The sequence below is a fragment of the Streptomyces sp. G45 genome, assembly GCF_049542095.1.
In the GTDB taxonomy this organism is placed as follows: Bacteria; Actinomycetota; Actinomycetes; order Streptomycetales; family Streptomycetaceae; genus Streptomyces.
Genome location: NZ_JBMUZU010000001.1, coordinates 5,516,699 through 5,541,745 on the forward strand (window position 1 = coordinate 5,516,699; position 25,047 = coordinate 5,541,745).

The 25,047-nt window shown below is 69.5% G+C and carries 11 protein-coding genes, 3 rRNA genes and 3 pseudogenes; 10 read left to right on the top strand and 7 right to left on the bottom strand.

All coding sequences use genetic code 11. The features are described from left to right. Window positions 1-2,166 (bottom strand): fructose-specific PTS transporter subunit EIIC, encoded by a 2,166-nt coding sequence (locus ACOBQU_RS23245; RefSeq protein ID WP_423629232.1) that lies wholly within the window; start codon window positions 2,164-2,166, stop codon window positions 1-3. A gap of 363 nt (window positions 2,167-2,529) precedes the next feature. On the opposite strand from ACOBQU_RS23245, the gene ahcY reads away from it, so the two are divergent. Continuing rightward, window positions 2,530-3,987: an adenosylhomocysteinase gene (ahcY, locus tag ACOBQU_RS23250; protein WP_423629233.1), complete on the top strand. Its 1,458-nt coding sequence runs from the start codon at window positions 2,530-2,532 to the stop codon at window positions 3,985-3,987. A 143-nt stretch (window positions 3,988-4,130) separates the two neighbouring features. Next, window positions 4,131-4,752, top strand: a pseudogene (locus ACOBQU_RS23255) (hypothetical protein). Between the two features lie 21 nt (window positions 4,753-4,773). Here ACOBQU_RS23255 and ACOBQU_RS23260 read toward each other — a convergent pair. Next, entirely contained in the window at window positions 4,774-5,820 is a 1,047-nt protein-coding gene (locus ACOBQU_RS23260) for an RDD family protein (RefSeq protein ID WP_423629234.1), read from the bottom strand. Between the two features lie 198 nt (window positions 5,821-6,018). On the opposite strand from ACOBQU_RS23260, the gene ACOBQU_RS23265 reads away from it, so the two are divergent. From ACOBQU_RS23265 to rrf, 4 genes are all read left to right on the top strand, one after another. Next, entirely contained in the window at window positions 6,019-7,026 is a 1,008-nt protein-coding gene (locus ACOBQU_RS23265) for a stage II sporulation protein M (RefSeq protein WP_423629235.1), read from the top strand. A 619-nt stretch (window positions 7,027-7,645) separates the two neighbouring features. Continuing rightward, window positions 7,646-9,174 (top strand): 16S ribosomal RNA (locus ACOBQU_RS23270). Window positions 9,175-9,490: 316 nt separating this feature from the next. After that, window positions 9,491-12,613: ribosomal RNA gene (locus tag ACOBQU_RS23275) — 23S ribosomal RNA — on the top strand. 90 nt (window positions 12,614-12,703) lie between these two features. Further along, window positions 12,704-12,820, top strand: a 5S ribosomal RNA gene (gene rrf, locus ACOBQU_RS23280). Together the 16S, 23S and 5S rRNA genes form the textbook arrangement of a ribosomal RNA operon. Before the next feature lie 107 nt (window positions 12,821-12,927). Here the strand turns inward: rrf and ACOBQU_RS23285 are convergent. From ACOBQU_RS23285 to ACOBQU_RS23305, 5 genes and pseudogenes are all read right to left on the bottom strand, one after another. Continuing rightward, window positions 12,928-14,238: a DUF58 domain-containing protein gene (locus ACOBQU_RS23285; RefSeq protein WP_423629236.1), complete on the bottom strand. Its 1,311-nt coding sequence runs from the start codon at window positions 14,236-14,238 to the stop codon at window positions 12,928-12,930. Then, complete coding sequence (locus tag ACOBQU_RS23290; RefSeq protein WP_423634661.1) at window positions 14,238-15,218, bottom strand: AAA family ATPase; 981 nt, start codon at window positions 15,216-15,218, stop codon at window positions 14,238-14,240. Before ACOBQU_RS23290 ends, ACOBQU_RS23285 begins: the two co-directional genes overlap by 1 nt. Next, on the bottom strand, window positions 15,218-16,741 hold the full coding sequence (locus ACOBQU_RS23295; RefSeq protein WP_423629237.1) for a DUF4350 domain-containing protein: 1,524 nt from the start codon (window positions 16,739-16,741) through the stop codon (window positions 15,218-15,220). Before ACOBQU_RS23295 ends, ACOBQU_RS23290 begins: the two co-directional genes overlap by 1 nt. Further along, the gene (locus tag ACOBQU_RS23300; RefSeq protein ID WP_423629238.1) at window positions 16,738-17,538 is read right to left on the bottom strand and encodes a DUF4129 domain-containing protein; all 801 of its coding nucleotides are present in this window, start codon (window positions 17,536-17,538) and stop codon (window positions 16,738-16,740) included. Before ACOBQU_RS23300 ends, ACOBQU_RS23295 begins: the two co-directional genes overlap by 4 nt. Window positions 17,539-17,545: 7 nt before the next feature. Continuing rightward, window positions 17,546-18,996 (bottom strand): annotated as a pseudogene (locus tag ACOBQU_RS23305) (glycerophosphoryl diester phosphodiesterase membrane domain-containing protein). A 161-nt stretch (window positions 18,997-19,157) separates the two neighbouring features. Here ACOBQU_RS23305 and mtnA point away from each other — a divergent pair. The 4 genes and pseudogenes from mtnA (at window position 19,158) to ACOBQU_RS23325 (ending at window position 25,045) form a co-directional block, all read left to right on the top strand. Continuing rightward, window positions 19,158-20,308 (top strand): annotated as a pseudogene (gene mtnA, locus ACOBQU_RS23310) (S-methyl-5-thioribose-1-phosphate isomerase). Window positions 20,309-20,312: 4 nt separating this feature from the next. Further along, window positions 20,313-21,002 (top strand): two-component system response regulator MtrA, encoded by a 690-nt coding sequence (mtrA, locus tag ACOBQU_RS23315; protein ID WP_384801039.1) that lies wholly within the window; start codon window positions 20,313-20,315, stop codon window positions 21,000-21,002. A 1-nt stretch (window position 21,003) separates the two neighbouring features. Beyond that, on the top strand, window positions 21,004-23,193 hold the full coding sequence (mtrB, locus tag ACOBQU_RS23320) for an MtrAB system histidine kinase MtrB (RefSeq protein ID WP_423629239.1): 2,190 nt from the start codon (window positions 21,004-21,006) through the stop codon (window positions 23,191-23,193). Between the two features lie 88 nt (window positions 23,194-23,281). Further along, window positions 23,282-25,045 (top strand): LpqB family beta-propeller domain-containing protein, encoded by a 1,764-nt coding sequence (locus ACOBQU_RS23325; RefSeq protein WP_423634662.1) that lies wholly within the window; start codon window positions 23,282-23,284, stop codon window positions 25,043-25,045. Window positions 25,046-25,047 lie beyond the last annotated feature (2 nt).

The window sequence follows — 25,047 nt, forward strand, 5'->3', positions numbered from 1 at the left end:
CTACTCCACCTCGCGCAGCACCTCCAGGACCGCCGCCTCGTCCGGTGCCGCCACCAGCCGCTCCCGGAAGCCCGCGTCCATCAGCCTGCGCGAGAGCAGCGCGAGGATCCGCAGGTGCTCGTCGCCCGCGGCCGCCTCCGGCACGGAGATCATGAAGATCAGCTTGGCCTTCGTACCGTCCAGCGAGCCCCACTCGATGCCCTCGGCGGACCGGGCGAACCCGACCACCGGCGCGCTCACGGCGTCGGTCTTGGCGTGCGGGATCGCGATCTCCTCGCCGAGACCGGTGGTGCCCTGTGCCTCCCGGGCGAGCGCGGTCCGCACCAGCTCCTCGGCGTCGTCGACCTTGCCGGTACGGGCGAGTAGCGCCGCCATCTCCCGGATGGCCGCCTCCTTGTCCGCTGCCGCGAGCTGGACCTCCACACTCCGCCGGTCGAGGTAGCCGGAGAGGACCTGCGGGTCGGCGGACGACGACGCGGCCGAACCCGAACCCGAAGCCAAACCCGAGGCCGCAGGCGTCGAGGCCGAGGCCGCAGGCATCGAAGCCGCAGGGGCCGAAGGCGTCGGAGCGGGAGCCGCCGCAGCGGGAGCCGCCGGATCCGGAGAGGCTGACGCCGCCCCCGAGGCGCTCGCGCCAACCCCCGCGAGCACCGGCTCCGGCCCGCCGGGCCCGCCGAGCCCACCGTCCACCGCCTGACTACGTCGCTTCCGCTCGCTCAGATCCACCAGCGACACCGTGGCGACCGCGGTGGCCACCGTGCCCGCGGCCACCGCCACGAGGAACATCGGCACACCCCCCACCGCGCCGAGCACCGCCACGATCGGCCCCCCGTGCGGCACGGCGTCCTTCACGCTCGCGAGGCCCGCGATCGCACCGGCCACCGCACCGCCCAGCATGTTCGCCGGAATGACCTGCGCGGGGCGCGCGGCCGCGAACGGAATCGCACCCTCCGAGATCCCGAACAACCCCATGAACAACGCCGCGAGCCCCGTCTCCCGCTCCTGCTCGCTGTAGAGCCGCTTGCGGATCAGCGTCGCGAGCCCCTGCCCGAGCGGCATCACCGGAATCGCCGCGGCGCACATGCCCATGACGGTCTGGTTGCCGGTCGCGATGAGCCCGGCACCGAAGAGGAACGCCGTCTTGTTGACCGGTCCGCCCATGTCGAACGCGATCATCAGGCCGAGAATCGCCCCGAGCAGGATCGCGCTCGTCCCCGTCATCCCGCTGAGCCAGTCCGTCAGATGCTCGAAGACCCACGAGATCGGCTTGCCGATGACATAGATGAAGAAGAGCCCCAGCGCACTGGTCGCCACGATCGGAATGACGATGATCGGCATGATCGGCTGCACGAACTTCGGGACCCTGACCTTCTTGATCCCCACCACCAGGTACCCGGCGAGGAACCCGGTCACGATCGCCCCGATGAACCCGGCCCCCGCCTTGGAGTCGTACAGCTCACCGGTGTTGGCGATCCACCCGCCGATCATGCCCGGCACGAGCGCGGGCCGGTCCCCGATCGCGTACGCGATGTAGCCGGACAGGATCGGCACCATCAGCGTGAACCCGATGACCCCGATCTGGTTCACGTGCATCCAGAACGAGTCGTCCGGGATGACGAGCCCGCCCTTGGGGTCGGTGTGCCCGCCGAGCGACAGCGATATCGCGATCAGCAGCCCGCCGACCACGACGAACGGAATCATGTACGAGACGCCGTTCATCAGCGCCTTGTACGCGACGCTCCGCTCCCGGCCGCCACCGGCACCGCCCCCCGAGGTCGCCGCGGCGTCGCCACCGCCCGCGGCCCCGCCGCCGTGCACCGGCGCGCTCCGCACCTGCTCGATCAGCCGCTCCGGATGGCTGATGCCCTCGGACACCCCGACGGACAGCACGCGCTTGCCCACGAACCGGCCGAGGTCCACGTCCTTGTCGGCCGCGACGATGACGCCGTCGGCGTTGCTGACATCGTTGTCAGAGAGGACGTTCTCGGCTCCGATGGAGCCTTGCGTCTCCACCTTCAGCTCCACGCCGAGACGGTCGGCGGCCTGCTGAAGCTTCTCCGCCGCCATATACGTGTGGGCGATGCCGGTCGGACAGGCGGTCACGGCGAGCAGCCTGAGCCGCTCGCGCTCACCGCCGCCCGTGGGGGGATCGGCCGGACTGGTCACGTGGTTCTCCTAGGGCTTGACCGAACAAGATCGCGCATATGTTCCCGATCTCCAGGCATCCTGCAACAGACAGGGACAGGATCAAAAGACCAAAGGTCCCGGTTCACAGGGGTCTGAATGCCTTTGCGCAGGTCGTGATCCAGCCACGCCTCGGAGGCGGCCTGTGGCGCGCTGCGCCAATCGGTGTAGATTCGTGACAGTGCCAGACGTCGCTGCTGATGGCGGTCGGGCGGTCCGCTCCTGGACCGGCCGAGGGAGAGAGGGCCTCCGACGGACTGCGCTGCGCGCACCGGGGCCTGCCTGTGCCCCGAAGCCGCAGGTCAGCCATGCCCACCCTCGACCAACCACGAGGAGCACCTCACCATGACCACTGCCGTCAACGGCAAGGACTTCAAGGTCGCCGACCTCTCCCTGGCGGAGTTCGGCCGCAAGGAGATCACGCTCGCCGAGCACGAGATGCCCGGCCTGATGGCGATCCGCAAGGAGTACGCCGACGCGCAGCCCCTCAAGGGCGCCCGCGTCACCGGCTCCCTGCACATGACCGTGCAGACCGCCGTGCTCATCGAGACCCTGGTCGCCCTGGGCGCCCAGGTCCGCTGGGCCTCCTGCAACATCTTCTCCACCCAGGACCACGCCGCGGCCGCCATCGCCGTGGGCCCGAACGGCACGCCGGAGAACCCGCAGGGCGTCCCGGTCTTCGCCTGGAAGGGCGAGACCCTCGAAGAGTACTGGTGGTGCACGGAGCAGGCCCTGACCTGGCCGAACACGCCCACCGGCGGCCCGAACATGATCCTGGACGACGGCGGCGACGCCACCCTCCTGGTCCACAAGGGCGTCGAGTACGAGAAGGCGGGCAAGGTCCCCGCGGTCGAGACGGCGGAGAACGACGAGCACCGGGTCATCCTCCAGCTCCTCAACCGCACCATCTCCGAGGGCTCGCAGAAGTGGACCCAGCTCGCCTCGGAGATCCGCGGCGTGACCGAGGAGACCACGACCGGCGTGCACCGCCTGTACGAGATGCAGCGCGACGGCACCCTCCTGTTCCCGGCGATCAACGTCAACGACGCCGTCACCAAGTCGAAGTTCGACAACAAGTACGGCTGCCGCCACTCCCTGGTCGACGGCATCAACCGCGCCACCGACGTCCTCATCGGCGGCAAGACCGCGGTCGTCTGCGGCTACGGCGACGTGGGCAAGGGCTGCGCGGAGTCGCTGCGCGGCCAGGGCGCGCGTGTGATCGTCACCGAGGTCGACCCGATCTGCGCCCTCCAGGCGGCGATGGACGGCTACCAGGTCACGACGCTCGACGAGGTCGTCGACAAGGCCGACATCTTCATCACCACGACCGGCAACAAGGACATCATCCTGGCCTCGGACATGGCCAAGATGAAGCACCAGGCGATCGTGGGCAACATCGGCCACTTCGACAACGAGATCGACATGGCCGGTCTCGCGAAGATCCCGGGCATCGTCAAGGACGAGGTCAAGCCGCAGGTCCACACCTGGACCTTCCCCGACGGCAAGGTCATCATCGTGCTGTCCGAGGGCCGCCTGCTGAACCTGGGCAACGCGACCGGCCACCCGTCGTTCGTGATGTCCAACTCGTTCGCGGACCAGACCCTGGCCCAGATCGAGCTGTTCACCAAGCAGGAGGAGTACCCGACCGGCGTCTACGTGCTCCCCAAGCACCTCGACGAGAAGGTCGCCCGTCTGCACCTGGACTCGCTCGGCGTGAAGCTGACGACGCTCCGCCCCGAGCAGGCCGCGTACATCGGCGTCAAGGTCGAGGGCCCGTACAAGCCGGACCACTACCGCTACTGACGCCTCCGGGCCGCCGCCGGTGCCCCGCGCCCCGGCACGGCACCCGGCAGCACGATCTCCAGCAGCCCGGTCTCCAGCAGGCCCTCGCCTCCCGGTGGGGGCCTGCCCCGTTACCGCACGTCCCGCGACAAGGACCACGCCCCATGCCCCGCGGCCGCTATTCGCTGCACGATCCGCACGATCACACCCCCCTCGGCGAAGAACACTTCCAGTGCGCGCCCGGCCCGACCGGCTGGCGCTACGTCGCTCAGCGCACCACCCCTTCCGGCGACCACGCGGGCTCCGTCGACCTGGCCATCGACGAACTCGGCCGCCCCATCCGTCTCGAACTGCACGCCTCCGGCTGGCAGGTGCGCGCCGCCGCCCTCGACGGCGTCACCTGGGTCCGCACCGACGCCACCGGCGCCCACGCCACCGAGAACCGCGCTCCCGCCCACGCCTTCACCGGCACGTCCCCCGCCTTCCTCGTCGCCACCGCCCGGCTGCTGCGGCTGGCCCCCGCTTCCCCGCGACCCGCGTCCGCCTGGTCGCCTTCACCGACCCGGTCCTGGCGCCCCGCACCCTCGACCAGTCCTGGGCCCTGCTGAAAGAGAAGCACACGCCACTGACAACGGCCCCCTGACCGTGGACGCGTACCAGGTCACAGCCCTGGACACGGGCGAGCAGCACACCCTCCACCTCAGCGGCGACGTCGTCCTCGCGGCACCCGGCGTCGAGCTGGAAGACCTCAAGTCCCCGCCGTCGACGTTCCCCGACGGCCCCTGACGCCCACGCGGCGCCCCGACCTCACGCGGGCGGCACGAAGCCCGTCGCGGGGCGGGACGGCTCCGCCTCACGCGGCGGCGCCGGGGGACCGGCGGGCGGCGGGGGCGGACTGGGCCTGGCGGGGGCGGCTTCGGCAGGTGGGGCGTAGGTGGAGGGTGGGGTGTACGAGGTGGATGGGGCGGGTGGGACGGGTGGGGGCGAGGGAGCGTACGGCGACGGCGTGAGCGGCGCGGAGCCCTGCGTTCCGAAGGGGTCACCGGCACCCCCGGCCGCAGCAGCCCCCGCTGCCCCGCCCCCAACTCCCGCACCGCCAACTCCCGGACCGCCAAAGGCCTTCCGCGCTTCCCGGGCCTGCCGTTCCTGCACGACGGCCGCCAGGAACGCCGCGGGCGGCACCCCCTCCGGCGCGGGCGCGCCCGTCCGCGCGACCACGTCCGCGGCGAGCCGCTCCGCCATCGCCCAGCCGACCTGCGGATCGAGCTGCCCCATCCGGGTCAGGTACTGCCGGATCGCCAGCCACAGGCCGTCCGGCACCATCGACAGGTCGAGGTCGGCGAACCGCCCCGTCAGCCACGGCGGCGGCGCCGGAATGTACCCGGTCTGCCCGGCGGGCACCCGTTCCCGCACGACGAGCGTCCCCGCGAACACGTCACCGAGCCGCCGCCCGCGCGCCGACGCCAGCGACGCGACGCACGCGACGACCCCGAACGTCAGCAGGATCTCGACGACCCCGACCGCCCCGCGCACCAGCGCGTGCCGGAACCGGATCGGCCCGCCGTCGTCCCGCACGACCCGCAGCCCACACGCCAGCTTCCCCAGGGACCGACCATGGCTGAGCGTCTCCACCGCGATCGGCACGCCCACCAGAACCAGCACGAACGTCGCCACGGCGATGGCGGCCGCCGCCGCGTCGTCCAGGGACGCGGACGCCGCGAACAGCCCCAGTGTGACGGCCAGGTACAGCGACCACGCCACCGTCATGTCGATGAGGACGGCCAGCACCCGGCTCGGCAGCTTCGCGGGCCGCAGCTCAAGCGCCACCGCCTCGCCCGTCACAAGCTCACTCACGCCCGCCGCCCTTCCGTCCGTGCCCCTCGAACCGCCAGTCTGCCAAGCTGAAGACCGATCGCACCCCAGTAGAACCAGTGCGACGAGTACGAGACGAGTACGAGCGGTACGAGAACCGCGAGAAGCACGAGCTACGCGAGCCACACGAGCAGTACGAGCACTACGAGCACTACGAACCCCCGGGGAGCAGCCGAGCCGATGGACCTCGACGTCTTCGTGTCCGCACACCGGGCGGAATGGGACCGCCTGGACGCCCTGCTGCGCCGCCAGCGCCACCTCACCGGCCCGGAGATCGACGAACTCGTCGTCCTGTACCAGCGCACGGCGACGCACCTGTCCCTGATCCAGTCCAGCGCCCCCGACCCCCAGCTCACCGGCCGCCTCACCCAGCTCGTGGCCCGCGCGCGCAGCGCCGTGACCGGCACCCGCCGCGCCTCCTGGAGAGACGCCACCCGCTTCCTGACGCACGGTTTCCCCGCCGCCGTCTACCGGTCACGTCACTGGTGGATACCGGCGGCGCTGCTGTCCACCGCCCTGGCCGCGGTGCTCGGCTGGTGGGTCGGCGCCCACCCCGAAGTGCAGGCCTCCATCGCGGCCCCCTCCGAGCTGCGCGACATGACGCGCCCCGGGGGTGAGTACGAGACGTACTACTCCAGCCACCCGGCGACGTCCTTCGCCGCTCAGGTGTGGACGAACAACGCCCAGGCTGCGGCGATGTGCCTGGTCCTGGGGGCCTTCCTGTGCTTCCCGGTGATCTGGATCCTCTTCCAGAACATGCTCAACCTGGGGGTGGGGATCGGCCTGATGTCCTCCGCGGGCCGCCTCGACACCTTCCTCGGCCTTATCCTCCCGCACGGCCTCCTCGAACTGACCGCGGTCTTCGTAGCGGCGGGGACAGGTCTGCGGCTCGGCTGGACCCTCATCGAGCCGGGCCCCCGTACGCGCCGGGCGGCGATGGCGGAGGAAGGCCGCTCAGCCCTGGGCATGGCCATCGGCCTCGCCCTGGTCCTGCTGGTGTCGGGCGCCATCGAGGGCTTCGTGACCCCGTCCGGCCTCCCCACTTGGGCCCGCATCAGCATCGGCATCGCCGCCGAGCTGGCCTTTCTCGCGTACGTCTATGTCCTGGGAGGCAGGGCGGCCCGCTCCGGAGAGACGGGCGACGTAGAGGAGGCGGAGCGGAGCGCTGCGGTGCCCACTGCCGCGTGATGTGCGCACGACGTCTCTGACCTGCTAGTCTCCTCGTCGCCCCGGAAAAGTCATTGACGTGACCGGCCCGGGGAGGTAGATTCGAACAGTTGCCTAGAGCTGGTTGGCTCGCTCGGCGACAGTGAACATCTACCTGCTTCTTGAATCTCTTCGATCTCGACGATCTCGATGAGGAATCAAGACGCCATCCGACCCATCGGAATGTTGAGCCGGTCAGACCGGCCAAAAACTTCTGATAAAGTCGGAGCCGCCGGAAAGGAAAGCGCGAAAGCGCAGACCTGAAAGGCGCCGAGGGAATCGGAACGGACCGGGAAGCCGGAAAGATCTGATAGAGTCGGAAACACGAAATACCGAAGGGAAGCGCCCGGAGGAAAGCCCGAGAGGGTGAGTACAAAGGAAGCGTCCGTTCCTTGAGAACTCAACAGCGTGCCAAAAGTCAACGCCAGATATGTTGATACCCCGTCTCCGGCCGGATCACCGGTTGGGACGAGGTTCCTTTGAAAAAGTCCTTCCCCGCGAATCGTTGGGGGAGGCGCACAGCGAGGACGCTGTGAACGACCGGGATTATTCCTCCTGGTTGTTCCGCTCTCGTGGTGTTGCACCCGATTACGGGTTCACATTCACGGAGAGTTTGATCCTGGCTCAGGACGAACGCTGGCGGCGTGCTTAACACATGCAAGTCGAACGATGAAGCCCTTCGGGGTGGATTAGTGGCGAACGGGTGAGTAACACGTGGGCAATCTGCCCTGCACTCTGGGACAAGCCCTGGAAACGGGGTCTAATACCGGATACAACCACTGACCGCATGGTCTGGTGGTGGAAAGCTCCGGCGGTGCAGGATGAGCCCGCGGCCTATCAGCTTGTTGGTGAGGTAGTGGCTCACCAAGGCGACGACGGGTAGCCGGCCTGAGAGGGCGACCGGCCACACTGGGACTGAGACACGGCCCAGACTCCTACGGGAGGCAGCAGTGGGGAATATTGCACAATGGGCGAAAGCCTGATGCAGCGACGCCGCGTGAGGGATGACGGCCTTCGGGTTGTAAACCTCTTTCAGCAGGGAAGAAGCGCAAGTGACGGTACCTGCAGAAGAAGCGCCGGCTAACTACGTGCCAGCAGCCGCGGTAATACGTAGGGCGCGAGCGTTGTCCGGAATTATTGGGCGTAAAGAGCTCGTAGGCGGCTTGTCGCGTCGGTTGTGAAAGCCCGGGGCTTAACCCCGGGTCTGCAGTCGATACGGGCAGGCTAGAGTTCGGTAGGGGAGATCGGAATTCCTGGTGTAGCGGTGAAATGCGCAGATATCAGGAGGAACACCGGTGGCGAAGGCGGATCTCTGGGCCGATACTGACGCTGAGGAGCGAAAGCGTGGGGAGCGAACAGGATTAGATACCCTGGTAGTCCACGCCGTAAACGGTGGGCACTAGGTGTGGGCAACATTCCACGTTGTCCGTGCCGCAGCTAACGCATTAAGTGCCCCGCCTGGGGAGTACGGCCGCAAGGCTAAAACTCAAAGGAATTGACGGGGGCCCGCACAAGCGGCGGAGCATGTGGCTTAATTCGACGCAACGCGAAGAACCTTACCAAGGCTTGACATACACCGGAAACGGCCAGAGATGGTCGCCCCCTTGTGGTCGGTGTACAGGTGGTGCATGGCTGTCGTCAGCTCGTGTCGTGAGATGTTGGGTTAAGTCCCGCAACGAGCGCAACCCTTGTCCCGTGTTGCCAGCACGCCCCTTTGTGGGTGGTGGGGACTCACGGGAGACCGCCGGGGTCAACTCGGAGGAAGGTGGGGACGACGTCAAGTCATCATGCCCCTTATGTCTTGGGCTGCACACGTGCTACAATGGCCGGTACAATGAGCTGCGATACCGCGAGGTGGAGCGAATCTCAAAAAGCCGGTCTCAGTTCGGATTGGGGTCTGCAACTCGACCCCATGAAGTCGGAGTCGCTAGTAATCGCAGATCAGCATTGCTGCGGTGAATACGTTCCCGGGCCTTGTACACACCGCCCGTCACGTCACGAAAGTCGGTAACACCCGAAGCCGGTGGCCCAACCCCTTGTGGGAGGGAGCTGTCGAAGGTGGGACTGGCGATTGGGACGAAGTCGTAACAAGGTAGCCGTACCGGAAGGTGCGGCTGGATCACCTCCTTTCTAAGGAGCACTTCTTACTGATCCCTTCGGGGTGAGGTCAGAGGCCAGTACATCAGCGAACGTCTGATGCTGGTTGCTCATGGGTGGAACGTTGACTACTCGGCCAGGTTCTGGGTCGGAGGCTGTTAGTACTGCTCGTCAGAGCGTGGAACGCATGATCTTCGGGCAGGAACTGGTCGGGCACGCTGTTGGGTCCTGAAGGTATGGCCGTGAGGCTGCCTTCATGGATGCCGACCCCGGTGTAGGTCTGCTTTGGCAGGTTGTGACGGGTGGTTGGTCGTTGTTTGAGAACTGCACAGTGAACGCGAGCATCTGTGGCCAAGTTTTTAAGGGCGCACGGTGGATGCCTTGGCACCAGGAACCGATGAAGGACGTGGGAGGCCGCGATAGTCCCCGGGGAGTCGTCAACCAGGCTTTGATCCGGGGGTTTCCGAATGGGGAAACCCGGCAGTCGTCATGGGCTGTCACCCGCCGCTGAATATATAGGCGGTGTGGAGGGAACGCGGGGAAGTGAAACATCTCAGTACCCGCAGGAAGAGAAAACAACCGTGATTCCGGGAGTAGTGGCGAGCGAAACTGGATGAGGCCAAACCTCAAGCGTGTGAGACCCGGCAGGGGTTGCGCTTGGGGGGTTGTGGGATCTCACTTTCATGATCTGCCGGTCATGAGGCGAGTTATAAACCGTTGATGTAGGCGAAGGACATGCGAAAGGTCCGGCGTAGAGGGTAAGACCCCCGTAGTCGAAATGTCAGCGGCTTGCTTGTGAGACACCCAAGTAGCACGGGGCCCGAGAAATCCCGTGTGAATCTGGCGGGACCACCCGTTAAGCCTAAATATTCCCTGGTGACCGATAGCGGATAGTACCGTGAGGGAATGGTGAAAAGTACCGCGGGAGCGGAGTGAAATAGTACCTGAAACCGTGTGCCTACAAGCCGTGGGAGCGTCGGAACAAGGCTTGCCTTGTTCTCGTGACTGCGTGCCTTTTGAAGAATGAGCCTGCGAGTTTGCGGTGTGTTGCGAGGTTAACCCGTGTGGGGAAGCCGTAGCGAAAGCGAGTCCGAATAGGGCGATAGAGTAGCGCGCTCAAGACCCGAAGCGGAGTGATCTAGCCATGGGCAGGCTGAAGCGGCTGTAAGAGGTCGTGGAGGGCCGAACCCACCAGGGTTGAAAACCTGGGGGATGACCTGTGGTTAGGGGTGAAAGGCCAATCAAACTCCGTGATAGCTGGTTCTCCCCGAAATGCATTTAGGTGCAGCGTCGTGTGTTTCTTGCCGGAGGTAGAGCACTGGATAGGCGATGGGCCCTACCGGGTTACTGACCTTAGCCAAACTCCGAATGCCGGTAAGTGAGAGCGCGGCAGTGAGACTGTGGGGGATAAGCTCCATGGTCGAGAGGGAAACAGCCCAGAGCATCGACTAAGGCCCCTAAGCGTACGCTAAGTGGGAAAGGATGTGGAGTCGCAGAGACAACCAGGAGGTTGGCTTAGAAGCAGCCACCCTTGAAAGAGTGCGTAATAGCTCACTGGTCTAGTGATTCCGCGCCGACAATGTAGCGGGGCTCAAGCGTACCGCCGAAGTCGTGTCATTGACACATGAGGACCAACGTCCGTGTTGATGGGTAGGGGAGCGTCGTGTGCCGGGTGAAGCTGCGCCGGAAGGCAGTGGTGGACGGTTCACGAGTGAGAATGCAGGCATGAGTAGCGATACATACGTGAGAAACGTGTGCGCCGATTGACTAAGGGTTCCTGGGTCAAGCTGATCTGCCCAGGGTAAGTCGGGACCTAAGGCGAGGCCGACAGGCGTAGTCGATGGATAACCGGTTGATATTCCGGTACCCGCTATGGAGCGCCAAACATCGAATCCAGTGATGCTAAGGCCGTGAAGCCGCCGGGTGATCCTTCGGGTGATCTCGGAGTGGTGGAGCCGCTGATCCAAGCTGATAGTAGGTGAGTGATGGGGTGACGCAGGAAGGTAGTCCAGCCCGGGCGGTGGTTGTCCCGGGGTAAGGGTGTAGCCCGCGCGGTAGGTAAATCCGTCGCGCACGTGGGGTGAGACCTGATGCCGAGCCGATTGTGGTGAAGTGGATGATCCTATGCTGTCGAGAAAAGCCTCTAGCGAGTTTCATGGCGGCCCGTACCCTAAACCGACTCAGGTGGTCAGGTAGAGAATACCGAGGCGTTCGGGTGAACTATGGTTAAGGAACTCGGCAAAATGCCCCCGTAACTTCGGGAGAAGGGGGGCCACACCCGGTGATGGAGTTTACCTCTGGAGCTGGGGGTGGCCGCAGAGACCAGCGAGAAGCGACTGTTTACTAAAAACACAGGTCCGTGCGAAGCCGTAAGGCGATGTATACGGACTGACGCCTGCCCGGTGCTGGAACGTTAAGGGGACCGGTTAGCTCCATTTCGGTGGGGCGAAGCTGAGAACTTAAGCGCCAGTAAACGGCGGTGGTAACTATAACCATCCTAAGGTAGCGAAATTCCTTGTCGGGTAAGTTCCGACCTGCACGAATGGCGTAACGACTTCTCGACTGTCTCAACCATAGGCCCGGTGAAATTGCACTACGAGTAAAGATGCTCGTTTCGCGCAGCAGGACGGAAAGACCCCGGGACCTTTACTACAGTTTGATATTGGTGTTCGGTTCGGCTTGTGTAGGATAGGTGGGAGACTGTGAAGCATGCACGCCAGTGTGTGTGGAGTCGTCGTTGAAATACCACTCTGGTCGTGCTGGATGTCTAACCTGGGTCCGTGATCCGGATCAGGGACAGTGTCTGATGGGTAGTTTAACTGGGGCGGTTGCCTCCCAAAGGGTAACGGAGGCGCCCAAAGGTTCCCTCAGCCTGGTTGGTAATCAGGTGTTGAGTGTAAGTGCACAAGGGAGCTTGACTGTGAGACTGACGGGTCGAGCAGGGACGAAAGTCGGGACTAGTGATCCGGCGGTGGCTTGTGGAAGCGCCGTCGCTCAACGGATAAAAGGTACCCCGGGGATAACAGGCTGATCTTCCCCAAGAGTCCATATCGACGGGATGGTTTGGCACCTCGATGTCGGCTCGTCGCATCCTGGGGCTGGAGTCGGTCCCAAGGGTTGGGCTGTTCGCCCATTAAAGCGGTACGCGAGCTGGGTTTAGAACGTCGTGAGACAGTTCGGTCCCTATCCGCTGTGCGCGTAGGAGTCTTGAGAAGGGCTGTCCCTAGTACGAGAGGACCGGGACGGACGAACCTCTGGTGTGCCAGTTGTTCTGCCAAGGGCATGGCTGGTTGGCTACGTTCGGGAGGGATAACCGCTGAAAGCATCTAAGCGGGAAGCCTGCTTCGAGATGAGGGCTCCCACCCACTTGATGGGGTAAGGCTCCCAGTAGACGACTGGGTTGATAGGCCAGATATGGAAGCCTCGTGAGGGGTGGAGTTGACTGGTACTAATAGGCCGAGGGCTTGTCCTCAGTTGCTCGCGTTCACTGTGTTGGTTCTGAAACCACGAACAACCCCACACACGGGTGTGTGTGGTGCGGTAGTTCACTGTTTCATAGTGTTTCGGTGGTCATAGCGTGAGGGAAACGCCCGGTTACATTCCGAACCCGGAAGCTAAGCCTTACAGCGCCGATGGTACTGCAGGGGGGACCCTGTGGGAGAGTAGGACGCCGCCGAACTAAATGTGATAAAGCCTCGATCCCCGAGTTCCGCTCGGGGATCGAGGTTTTTCTGCGTTTAAGTACGTGCTTTCGCCGCAGTAGTAGCTGCGGCTGTCGGAGGCGTCTTAGAGGCGGCCTGCGGCCTTGAGGGAGAGATAGGTGTCCGCCAGGGCTGGGGGCAGGTTCGCCGGGGTGGCGTCCACGACCGTGACGCCGTGGCGGGTGAGCTGCTCGGCCGTGCGACGGCGTTCCATTTGTGCCTGGGCGGCGGCCGCGGCGTCGTACACCGCCTCTGTCGTACCGCGTGACGCGGCCATTTCGGCGATGTGTGGGTCGGCCACGGAGGCCACGACGACCGTGTGGCGTTGAGTGAGGCGGGGAAGCACCGGGAGCAGGCCCTCCTCGATGGGGGCCGCTTCCAGGTTGGTGAGGAGCACGATCAGGGCGTTGCGCGGAGCCGTGCGCAGGGCCGTGGCGGCCAGGCCCCGGGCGTCGGTCTCGACGAGCTCCGGTTCGAGCGTCGCCAAGGCGTTGACGATCGACGGCAGGACGTCTCCCGCGGCCTTGCCCTGGACCAGGGCGCGTACCCGGCGGTCGTAGGCGAGAAGGTCGACGCGGTCGCCCGCGCGGGAAGCGAGCGCCCCGAGGAGCAGGGCGGCGTCCATGGAGGCGTCGAGGCGCGGGGCGTCGCCGACGCGGCCCGCTGACGTGCGGCCGGTGTCGAGGACCACGAGGATGTGGCGGTCGCGCTCGGGACGCCAGGTGCGGACGGCTACGGAGGAGTGGCGGGCGGTGGCGCGCCAGTCGATGGAACGGGTGTCGTCGCCGGGAACGTACTCGCGCAGGCTGTCGAACTCCGTGCCCTGGCCGCGCAGCAGGACACTGGTGCGGCCGTCGAGTTCGCGCAGGCGGGCCAGCTTCGACGGCAGGTGCTTGCGGCTGGTGAAGGGCGGCAGGACGCGCAGCGTCCACGGGACGCGGTGGCTGCCCTGGCGGGTGAACAGGCCGAGCGGGCCGTACGAGCGGATCGTGACGCGGTCGGCCCGGTGGTCGCCGCGGCGGGTGGGGCGCAGACGGGTGGTGAGGCGGCGGCGCTCTCCGGAGGGGACGTCCAACCGGTGCCGGGAAGCGGCGACTTCGGTTCCGGGCTGCCAGCTGCTCGGGGGCCAGGCGTCGCGGACGTCGGCGCGCAAGGGGCGCCTGGTGGGATTGGTGACGGTGAGCTGGACGTCCGCGGGCTCGTCCAGGCGTACGGAGGTGTCTCCGGAGCGGGTCAGGACGAGGCGGCGTACGGGGGCGGCGAGGGCGGCGTCGCAGGCGCAGGCCAGGGCGAGCGGCGCGTTGACGGCGAGGATGCCCGTCCAGCTCGGCTCCAGGATGCCGACCGGGAGGGAGCCGAGGGCCGCCAGGAGGGCGGCGCGGCCGGTGAGCGCCATCAGCGGGGCACCGGGACGTGGGTGAGGACCGCGTTGATGACGGAGTCCGCGGTCACGCCCTCCATCTCGGCCTCCGGGCGCAGCTGCACGCGGTGGCGGAGCGTGGGCAGGGCGAGGTTCTTCACGTCGTCGGGGATGACATAGTCCCGGCCGGTCAGCCAGGCCCACGCGCGGGCCGTGGACAGCAGGGCCGTGGCGCCGCGCGGGGAGACGCCGAGGGTGAGGGACGGGGACTCGCGGGTGGCGCGGCAGACGTCGACGACGTACGCGGTGATCTCGGGGGAGACCGTGGTCTTGGCGACTGCGGCGCGGGCCGCTTCGAGGTCCGCGGCGGTCGCGACGGGGCGTACGCCCGCGGCGCTCAGGTCGCGCGGATTGAAGCCTTCCGCGTGGCGCCTCAAGACGGCGATCTCGTCGTCGCGGGACGGCAGGTGGACCGTCAGCTTCAGGAGGAAGCGGTCCAGCTGGGCCTCGGGCAGGGGATAGGTGCCCTCGTACTCGACGGGGTTCTGCGTGGCGGCCACGAGGAACGGGTCGGGGAGCGGGCGGGGGGTGCCGTCGACGGTGACCTGGCGCTCCTCCATCGCTTCGAGGAGGGAGGACTGGGTCTTGGGAGGGGTGCGGTTGATCTCGTCGGCGAGCAGGAGGTTGGTGAAGACCGGGCCCGGCTGGAAGGAGAACTCCGTGGTGCGGGCGTCGTAGACGAGGGAGCCCGTCACGTCGCTGGGCATCAGGTCGGGGGTGAACTGGACGCGCTTGGTGTCGAGTTCCAGGGACGCGGCGAGGGCCCGTACGAGGAGGGTCTTCGCGACGCCGGGGACGCCTTCGAGCAGGACGTGGCCGCGGCACAGCAGGGCCACGACGAGGCCGGTGACGGCGGGGTCCTGGCCGACCACGGCCTTGGAGATCTCGGTGCGCAGGGCCTCAAGGGAGGAGCGGGCGCGGTCGGAGCTCCCGGCGTTGTCAGTGGTCGGGTCCATCATGAAGTACGTACCTCACTTTCGAGGGCGTCGAGTTGGTCGGCGAGGGCGATGAGCCCTGCGTCGTCGGCGGGCGGCGGGCCGAAGAGGAGGGGGTGCGGGTCCTGGCCGGGCGTGCGCAGACGGCTGGTCAGGGCGGGCAGGAGCGCTTCGGGCGTGTGGGCCCGGGCGGTGGGGACGCCGACGAGGGGGGCGATGCGGGTGCGGGTGGCGGAGCGAAGAGCCGCGGCGGCGCGGTCACGGGCGTCGGCCTTGCGGTAGAGGCGGGCGCGGCCTTCGGCGGTCTCGGAGGCGCGGACCGCGACGGGGAGTCGTTCGGGGACGAGTGGGCCGAAGCGGCGGGCGCGCCAGAGCGCGGCCAGGACCGCCGCGACGGTCAGCTGAAGGGTGCCCCAGAGCCAGCCGGAGGGGATCAGGTCGAAGAAGCTGTCGTCGGCGCTGCCGTCCGCCGCGTCGTCGGAGAGGGAGGGGAGGTACCAGACCACATGGGGGCGGGAGCCGAGGAGTTGGAGGGCGAGCGAGGCGTTGCCGTGCTGGTCCAGGCGGTCGTTGTAGAGGATGTCGGGGGCGCCGATGATCACCGTGTCGCCCCGGGTGGGGGTGTCGTTGTCGGCGTCGCCCGCGGTGCCGCCCTCGGGGCGCTCGGGACGTTCGGGGCGGTCGGCGGGGAGGAGCAGGAGGCTGGGCAGGTCGAGGCTGCGGTAGCAGGCCTCGGCGTTCGGGGCGAGTGTGTCGTAGCGGATGCCGCCCATGTCGGCGGAGCCCGCGCGGCGGGCGGCGGGCAGGGAGCAGTCGGGGGCCAGCGTCGATTCAAGGCTGGGCAGGTCGTCCGCGGTGACCCCGGGGGCGAGCTTCGACACGGACGGTTTGCCGGGGGCGACCAGGACGGTGCGGCCTCCGGAGTCCTGGGTGGCGGCCTGGAGGCGGGTCTGCTGGTCGTCGCTGAGCAGGTCGGGGTTGGCCACGACGAGGGTGGTGTCCGGACCCGCGGCGGACCGGGCCGCCTCGGTGGTGGTGACCACGCGCGTGGACACGCCCCGGTCGGCGAGGAGTTCGGCCACGGCTCGGCTGCCCTGCGAGCTGGCGGAGCGCGGGTCGAGACGGCCCTGGTGCGCGCCGGAGCGGACGACGGCGATGGCGATGGCGATGCCGGTGACGAGGACGACGACGAGCGCGAGGAGCACGCCGCGGGAGCGGGTCCACAGCTGGCGGGGGGTGGGGGCCAGGGAGGTGGGCGGGGGCGGCTGCGGTGCCGTCGGCCGGGGGGAGGCGGGGGGCCGCGAGGGCGTGGGGGCCTCGGGGTGCGAGGTGGCTGTGGGGGCGCTCGGGGTGGGGGTGGCGAGGGCTCCGGTGGTGGGGGCTTCGGTGGCGTGGGCTCCGGTCGCGAGGGCTCCGGTGGTGGGGGCCGCCGCGGTGGAGGGCTGGGCGTCGGTCGCCGCGGAGCGGGGGGCGTGGGCCGGGGCAGGGGGCTCCGGGGTGCCTTCGGGTGGGGCGGGCCGCTGCGGGTCCGTGGGGCCGGTCATCCGGTCGCTCCGGGGGAGCCCTGGGGGCCGTGGGGGGCGTGGGGTCCATGGGGGCCGGGGGCGCTGCTCGCGGCGGTGCTGTGGGTGGCGGTGAGGAGCGTCGGCCTGGTGCGGGCCAGGTCCTGGTCGAGTTCGGTGAGGCGGGCGTACGTGGCTTTGTCGCCGACGCGTCCGCCGTACGTGACGTCGTCGAACTCCCGGGCCGCGCCGTGCAGCCGGTCCGCGTGCGCGGGCATGGTGCGGCCCGCCTCCGCGGCGGCCTCGTCGGCGGTGCGGCCCGGGCGCGGGTCGAGGAGGGCCCGCTCCTCCAGAGAGCGGACGACGGCGCGCATCCGCTCCTGGACGGCCTGGCTCCAGTGGCCCTGGGCGGCGTGCGCCTCGGCGGCCGCGCGGTGCTCCGCCGCGCTGCGCGGGCGGTCGTCGAAGAGCGCCGGTGCCGTGCCGGGAGCGCGGCGGGGCGTGCCGAGCCGCCACCACAGGGCGGCCAGCAGGCCCACCACCGCGAGCACGATGACCAGCAGGCCGAGCGCGCCGCCCGGCGCCGCCCCCGAGGCGGCGGAGAACAGGTCGTCCACCCACCCCAGGAGGCGGTTCAGGACCCGCTGGAAGAGCCCCGGGTCGTTCTCGTGGTACAGCGGCTTGGACAGCTCGTCCTCGGCCGCCTCCCGCGCGGGATCGCGGGGGATCGTCACCGGAGGGTCGTCCCCGGCGCGCGGCAGCGGCGCCGCCGCCCCGAAGCCGACGCGCGGCAACGGGACGGCAGCGCCGAGCCCGGTGAGAAGCGCCCCCGCCCGCATCAGTCCGTCAGCTCCCCGGAGTGCCGGGCGCGCCCGAGGGGCCCTGTTCCGGCACCCCGGCGGCGCGGGCCAGTTCGAGGTCGAGGGCCTCGCGGCGGATCCGCTGGTCGATGTAGAGGAGCACGGTCACTCCGGCGCTGATCGGGAAGGTCAGCATGGAGCCGACCACCTGCCCCACGCCGCTGATGATCAGGGCGGTCCAGCTCAGCTCGTCGGTGCCGTCGAGGATCCCGGAGACGCCGTCGCCGCTGGCCGCGCCCGCCAGGAACGAGAACGGGATGACGATGATCGACGCGACGATGCCCGTGATGACTGCGGCGAGCAGCTGAATGCCGAAGACCCGCCACCAGGAGCGGCTGACGAGCTTCATGGACCGGCCGAGGGCCTTCCTGACCCCCTGCTTCTCCAGCATCAGCGCGGGAGAGGCCAGCGAGAGCCGGACCAGCAGCCAGATCACGACGGCGGCGCCCGCGAGCGCGCCGACCACGACGAGGGCACCCCCGGCGTCCCCGCCGCCGGCCACGGCGATCAGTACGCCGGGCAGGACACCGCCGGTGACGATGGCCAGGGCGATCAGCGGCAGCAGCAGCGTCAGACCGGCGAGCTTCAGCAGCTGGGGGCGGGCGTCGTGCCAGGCCTCCGCCGTGGTCACCGGCTTACCGAGCACGGCCCGGCTGGTGACCATGGTGAGCAGGGCCGTCGCGACGATCGTGCCGAGCAGGGTGACGCCCTGGACGACGCCGGTGCTCAGGAGCGAGTCCCGGAGGGCGCGGGCCACTTCGCTGCCCGAGGCGCTCGGGTCGTCCAGGGCGTCGGTGTCCACGGTGTTGTTGAGGACCAGGCCCTGGAGGAGGACGACGGCGAGCTGCGTGACGACGGCGACGGTCAGCGAGATGCCGAGGACCGTGCGCCAGTGCGTACGCATCGTGGAGACGGCGCCGTCGAGGATCTCGCCGATGGCGAGCGGGCGCAGCGGGATGACGCCGGGCTTCGCGGCGGGGGAGGGCCCTGCCAGGCGCCCCAGCCGCGGTAGGGGCCGCCGGGGCCTCCCGGTGCGCCCGGGCCACCGGCGCCGGGTCCGCCGGGGCCCGCGGGGCCGCCCTGCCAGCCGCCCCACCCCTGCGGCTGGCCCCAGCCCTGGCCGGGCGGTGCGGGGGGCGGCGGGGCCTGGCCGGGGCCGGGAGGGCTGGGCGCGGACCACTGGGCGGGCGGCGGCTGCTCCTTGGACCACTTCGAGGCCGGGCCGTGGGGCTGGTCCTCGGGGGCGGGGGCCTCCTGGGGGCCGGGCTGACCGGATTGGCCGGGCTGACCGGGCTGACCGGGCTGCTGCGGCTGACCGCCGGGCTGGCCTGGCTGACCGGACTGGCCCGGCTGCTCGGGAGCGCCGGATCCGGGCTTGTCGGCAGGTTTGTCGGAGGGGGCAGATCCGGGCGAGGCCCAGCCCGGAGTGTCGTTCATCGTCGCTCCTTCACGGTGCCCGACCGCGGTCGCGGCGGCGGGTTGGCTGCCATCGTGCCACGGGGCGGTGACCGAGGGGCCAGGCGCGGGGGCACCGAGCGGGGGCACCTGGCGGGCGGCACACCTTCTATTGTCCGACCGGTTGCGGGCAGACTGGGCGGATGGCTGATCAGTACGCGCAGACAGGCGAGGACGTCCGGCCGACCACACCCCCGGCGTTGCCCTCCATCCGCTGGGACGAGCCGCCCGAAGGGCCCGTGCTCGTCCTCCTCGACCAGACCAGGCTGCCGGGCGAGGAGACCGAGCTGGTGTGCACCGACGCCCAGGGCTTGGTGCGGGCGATCCAGACCCTCGCCGTGCGCGGGGCACCGCTCCTCGGCATCGCCGGGGCGTACGGCGTCGCGCTGGCCGCGGTCCGCGGCTTCGACGTGGACGAGGCCGCCGAGGCGCTCGCCGCCGCGCGGCCCACCGCGGTGAACCTGGCCTACGGAGTGCGCAGGGCCCAGGCGGCGCACCGCGCGGCGGTCGCGAGCGGCGCCGACGCGGAGCACGCGGCCGCGGCGGCGCTGGCAGCGGCGCGGGCCCTGCACCGGGAGGACGCCGAGGCCAGCGCCCGCATGGCGGCGCACGGCCTGGCGCTGCTCGACGAGCTGATGCCCGGCGGCAGCCACCGGATCCTCACGCACTGCAACACGGGGGCGCTGGTCTCCGGAGGCGAGGGCACGGCGCTCGCGGTGGCGCTCTCGGCGCACCGCGCGGGGCGGCTGCGCAGGCTGTGGGTCGACGAGACGCGGCCGCTGCTCCAGGGCGCCCGGCTCACGGCGTACGAGGCGGCGCGGCACGGCATGCCGTACACGCTCCTGACGGACAACGCGGCGGGGTCGCTGTTCTCGGCCGGTGAGGTCGACGCCGTGCTCATCGGCGCCGACCGGATCGCGGCGGACGGTTCGGTGGCCAACAAGGTGGGGAGCTATCCGCTCGCGGTCCTCGCCCGGTACCACCACGTGCCGTTCATCGTGGTGGCGCCGGTGACGACCGTGGACCCGGAGACCCCGGACGGCGCCTCCATCGAGGTCGAGCAGCGGGCCGGTCACGAGGTGACGGACGCCATGGTGCCGAGCGCGCTGGTGGCGGAGGGGGAGGCGGGATTCCGGTGGCGCCCCTGGGCACGCAGGCGTACAACCCGGCGTTCGACGTGACGCCCCCCGAGTTGGTGACGGCGATCGTCACGGAGGAAGGTGTCGTGTCACCGGTGACAGCGGAGGCCCTCGCTGAGCTGTGTGCCAGGTCACGCCAGGTAACGATGAGCTAATGGGATGATGTCAGGCATGAAGGGACGAGTCCTTGTCGTCGACGACGACACCGCACTGGCCGAGATGCTCGGGATTGTGCTGCGTGGTGAGGGTTTCGAGCCGTCGTTCGTAGCCGATGGCGACAAGGCACTGGCCGCCTTCCGGGAGGCGAAGCCCGATCTGGTGCTGCTCGATCTGATGCTGCCCGGTCGGGACGGCATCGAGGTGTGCCGTCTGATCAGGGCGGAGTCCGGCGTTCCGATCGTCATGCTCACGGCGAAGAGTGACACCGTGGACGTGGTGGTGGGCCTGGAGTCCGGGGCGGATGACTACATCGTCAAGCCGTTCAAGCCCAAGGAGCTGGTGGCCCGCATCCGGGCGCGCCTGCGCAGGTCGGAGGAGCCCGCTCCGGAGCAGTTGGCCATCGGGGACCTCGTCATCGACGTGGCCGGGCACTCGGTGAAGCGGGACGGGCAGGCGATCGCGCTGACGCCGCTGGAGTTCGACCTGCTGGTCGCGCTCGCCCGCAAGCCGTGGCAGGTGTTCACGCGTGAGGTGCTCCTGGAGCAGGTGTGGGGCTATCGGCACGCGGCCGACACCCGCCTGGTCAACGTGCATGTGCAGCGGCTGCGTTCCAAGGTCGAGCGGGACCCGGAGCGGCCGGAGATCGTGGTGACCGTCCGTGGCGTCGGTTACAAGGCCGGACCGAGCTGACGTGTCCCGGGACAGTTCCTCCCCGGCGCCCGGGGATCCGGGGGCGCGGCCGGGGCGGACTGTGCGGCCGCGGCGGCGGGGCTCCCGGTTCGGGATGATCGTCGACAGCGGCTTGATGCTTCAGGACGGGGTGCAGGGCAGCCCCGTCCTGCGGCTCTTCATGCGGTGGGTGCGCCGCCCGCTGCTGCCGATGATGCGGCTGTGGCGGCGCAACATCCAGCTCAAGGTCGTCGTCACGACCCTGCTGATGTCGCTGGGCGTGGTGCTGCTCCTCGGCTTCGTCGTCATGAGCTCCGTGAGCAACGGCCTGCTCAAGGCGAAGGTGAACGCGTCCCAGAGCCAGGCCGACGGCGGCTTCCGGGTCGCCCAGGAGAAGGCCAACTCCGCGCGGCAGCCCTCCGGGCAGGGCGACGGCGCGGACGGCCCGGCCGCGCAGAACGCCGCCGTGTGGATGTCGGAGCTGGCCGAGCAGCTCGCCAGCGGCGGGCAGAACGCGTTCTACGTGGTGACGCTGAGCTCGTCCGCGGGCGAGGTCGGCAGCGTGCGCGGGCCCCGCGCCTCCGGAGGCGTGGACCCGATCCAGAGCGTGCCCAAGGAGCTGCGGGACAAGCTCGACAGCGGCACCCTCACCTACCAGGCCAACACGCGCATCAGGTTCATCGACCACCGGGAGCCGCAGGCCGGTCTGGTGATCGGCAAGCAGCTCAGCGACCTGAACGGTGACTCGTACCAGCTCTACTACCTCTTTCCGCTGACGCAGGAGGAGGAGTCGATGCGCCTGGTGCGCGGCACCCTGGCGACGGCCGGTCTCTTCGTAGTGGTGCTGTTGGGCGCCATCGCCTGGCTGGTGGTGCGCCAGGTCGTCACCCCGGTGCGGATGGCGGCCGGGATCGCCGAGCGGCTGTCCGCGGGGCGCCTCCAGGAGCGTATGAAGGTCACCGGAGAGGACGACATCGCGCGCCTCGGCGAGGCCTTCAACAAGATGGCGCAGAACCTCCAGCTCAAGATCCAGCAGCTGGAGGAGCTGTCGCGGATGCAGCGCCGGTTCGTGTCGGACGTGTCGCACGAGCTGCGTACGCCGCTGACGACCGTGCGGATGGCGGCCGACGTCATCCACGAGGCGCGCGAGGACTTCGACCCGGTGACGGCGCGCTCCGCGGAGCTGCTCGCCGACCAGCTCGACCGCTTCGAGTCGCTGCTCAGCGACCTGCTGGAGATCAGCCGCTTCGACGCGGGCGCGGCCGCCCTGGAGGCCGAGCCGATAGACCTGCGCGAAGTCGTACGCCGTGTCGTGGGCGGCGCCGAGCCGCTCGCCGAGCGCAAGGGCACCCGGATACGGGTCGTCGGCGACCAGCAGCCCGTGGTCGCGGAGGCGGACGCGCGGCGCGTTGAGCGAGTGCTCAGGAACCTCGTAGTGAACGCCGTGGAGCACGGCGAGGGCCGGGACGTGGTGGTGCGGCTCGCGGCGGCGGGGGGCGCGGTCGCCGTCGCGGTACGGGACTACGGGGTGGGCCTGAAGCCCGGCGAGGCCACGCGGGTCTTCAGCCGCTTCTGGCGGGCCGACCCGGCTCGCGCGCGCACCACGGGCGGTACGGGCCTCGGCCTGTCCATCGCCCTGGAGGACGCGCGGCTGCACGGCGGCTGGCTCCAGGCGTGGGGCGAGCCGGGCGGCGGCTCGCAGTTCCGCCTGACGCTGCCGCGCACCGCGGACGAGCCGCTGCGGGGTTCGCCGATACCGCTGGAGCCCGACGACTCGCGGCGCCACCGCGGCCTGGACGCCGCCGGGCTGCCGCGCGGGGGCGGCGGCAAGCGGGCCACGGTGCCGCACCAGAGCGCCGAGCGGGTGCCCCCGCCCGCCCCTCCGAAGGCACCGATCGCACCCCGGCTCGCCCAGAGCGCGGCCCTCGACGTGGACCCGGCGGCGCTGCCCGGCAACGGGGCGCGGGTGGTCACACGCCAGCCGTGGGACGAGGGCGCGGGTGCGGGCCGGGCGGAGGACACGGGGCCCGGCGACACAGCGGCTCTACGGAGTGACGCACCGGCTCTACGGAGTGACGTGCCGGACGTGCGGAGCCCCGCACCGGACGCACCGTCGGACGCACGGGACGTACCAGACGCCCCCGACGTACGGGACGTGCCGTCGGGCTCCTCGGGAGAGGGACGGGAAGAGGAGGCCTCGCGTGGGCGCTGAGAGGGCGGAGAGGAACGGGATCGGGCGTCCGCTGCGGGCCGGTGCGGCGCTGGCCGCCTGCGGGGCGCTGCTGGCCGGGTGCGCGTCCATGCCGGACGAGGGCAACCTGAAGAAGGTCAACGCCTCGCAGCGGCCGGACACGCAGTCCCAGGTGCGCGTCTACGCGCTCCCGCCGCAGGAGAACGCGCAGCCCGCGGACATCGTCCAGGGCTTCCTCGAGGCGCTGACCAGCGACGACCCGGATTTCGCGATCGCGCGCAAGTACCTGACGAAGGGCGCGGCCAAGACGTGGGACCCCGAGCACTCCACCACGGTGCTCGCGGACGGCCCGAATCCGGTCACGGACAACGTGGGCAACGACAGCGGGGCCGGACGCACGTACTCGCTGACCGGCCGCCAGATAGCGACCGTCAACAGCCAGCACGCGTACCAACCCAACGAGCGGCAGTACGTGAAGACCGTGCACCTCACGCTCCAGAACGGCCCGAGCGGCCGGGTGTGGCGCATCGACCGGCCGCCCCAGGGCGTGGTGCTCGGCGCGTCGGACTTCGAGCGGAACTACCAGAGCGTCAACAAGTACTACTTCCCGACGCCCGTGCCGGGCGCCGAGGGCCGTGGCACCCGCCAGCGGGGGCTCGTCGCGGACCCCATCTACGTACGGCAGCGCATCGACCCGCTGACGGAGACGGTGAAGGCGCTGCTCCAGGGGCCCACCAACTGGCTGCGGCACGTGGTGCGTTCGCGCTTCCCGTCGGGCGCGGACCTGGCCGCGGACACCAAGTCGCTCGCGCTCGACGACAAGAACACGCTGGTCGTGCCGTTGAACGCACGTGCCGACCGGGTCGGCCAGGGGCAGTGCAGGGAGATGGCGACGCAACTGCTCCACACGCTGCGGGACCTGACGTCGTCGAACGTCGAACAGGTGGAGCTCCAGCGGGAGAACGGCTCGCAGCTCTGCGTCCTAGGCCCCGAAGGCGCCGAGTCCATCGCGTCGCACCACAGCGCAGGTCAGCCCGGCTACCAGTACTTCCTCGACGAGAAGGGCCGCCTGGTGCAGATGCCGGGCAACACGGGCGGCAACGCCAAGCCGGAGCCGGTGGCCGGGGTGTTCGGCAGCGCCGTGCAGCGGCTGCGGTCGGCCGCGGTCTCGCGTGACGAGCGGCACGCGGCCGGGGTGTCGGAGGACGGGCGCAGGCTGTTCACGGCGTCCCTGGTGGGCGGCGGCACGCTCGGCGGCGCCGAGCTGCGCTCCCGGTCCAAGTCGGACAAGGACGGCCTGTCGACGCCCAGTTGGGACGGCAGGGGCGACCTGTGGGTGGCCGACCGCGACCCCAGGCACGCGCGGCTGCTGTGGCTGGCCGAGGGCACGGGCGAGCCGGTGCCGGTCAAGGTCTCCGGCCTGGACGGGACCATCGAGCAGGTGCGCGTGTCGGGCGACGGTGTGCGCATCGCGCTGCTGGTGGAGAAGGGCGGCAAGACGTCCCTGCAGATCGGCCGGATCGACCGGCAGGGCGGCAAGGACGAGCAGCCCGACATCGCCGTCCTCGAACTGCGCGAGGCGGCACCGCAGATGGAGGAGGTCACCGCGATGTCCTGGGCCGGTCCGAGCCGCCTCGTGGTGGTGGGGCGCGAGTCCGGCGGCGTGCAGCAGATGCGGTACGTCCAGAGCGACGGCTCGGCGCGTACGGGGGCGACCCTGCCCGGCCTCACCGGCGTACGGGAGATCGCCGCGTCCGAGGACGAGGGCCAGCCGCTGGTGGCGCACTCGGACGACGGGATCGTGCGGCTGCCGTCGGGCGGCCAGTGGCAGACCGTGGTGAAGGACGGGTCGGCGCCGGTCTATCCGGGCTGACT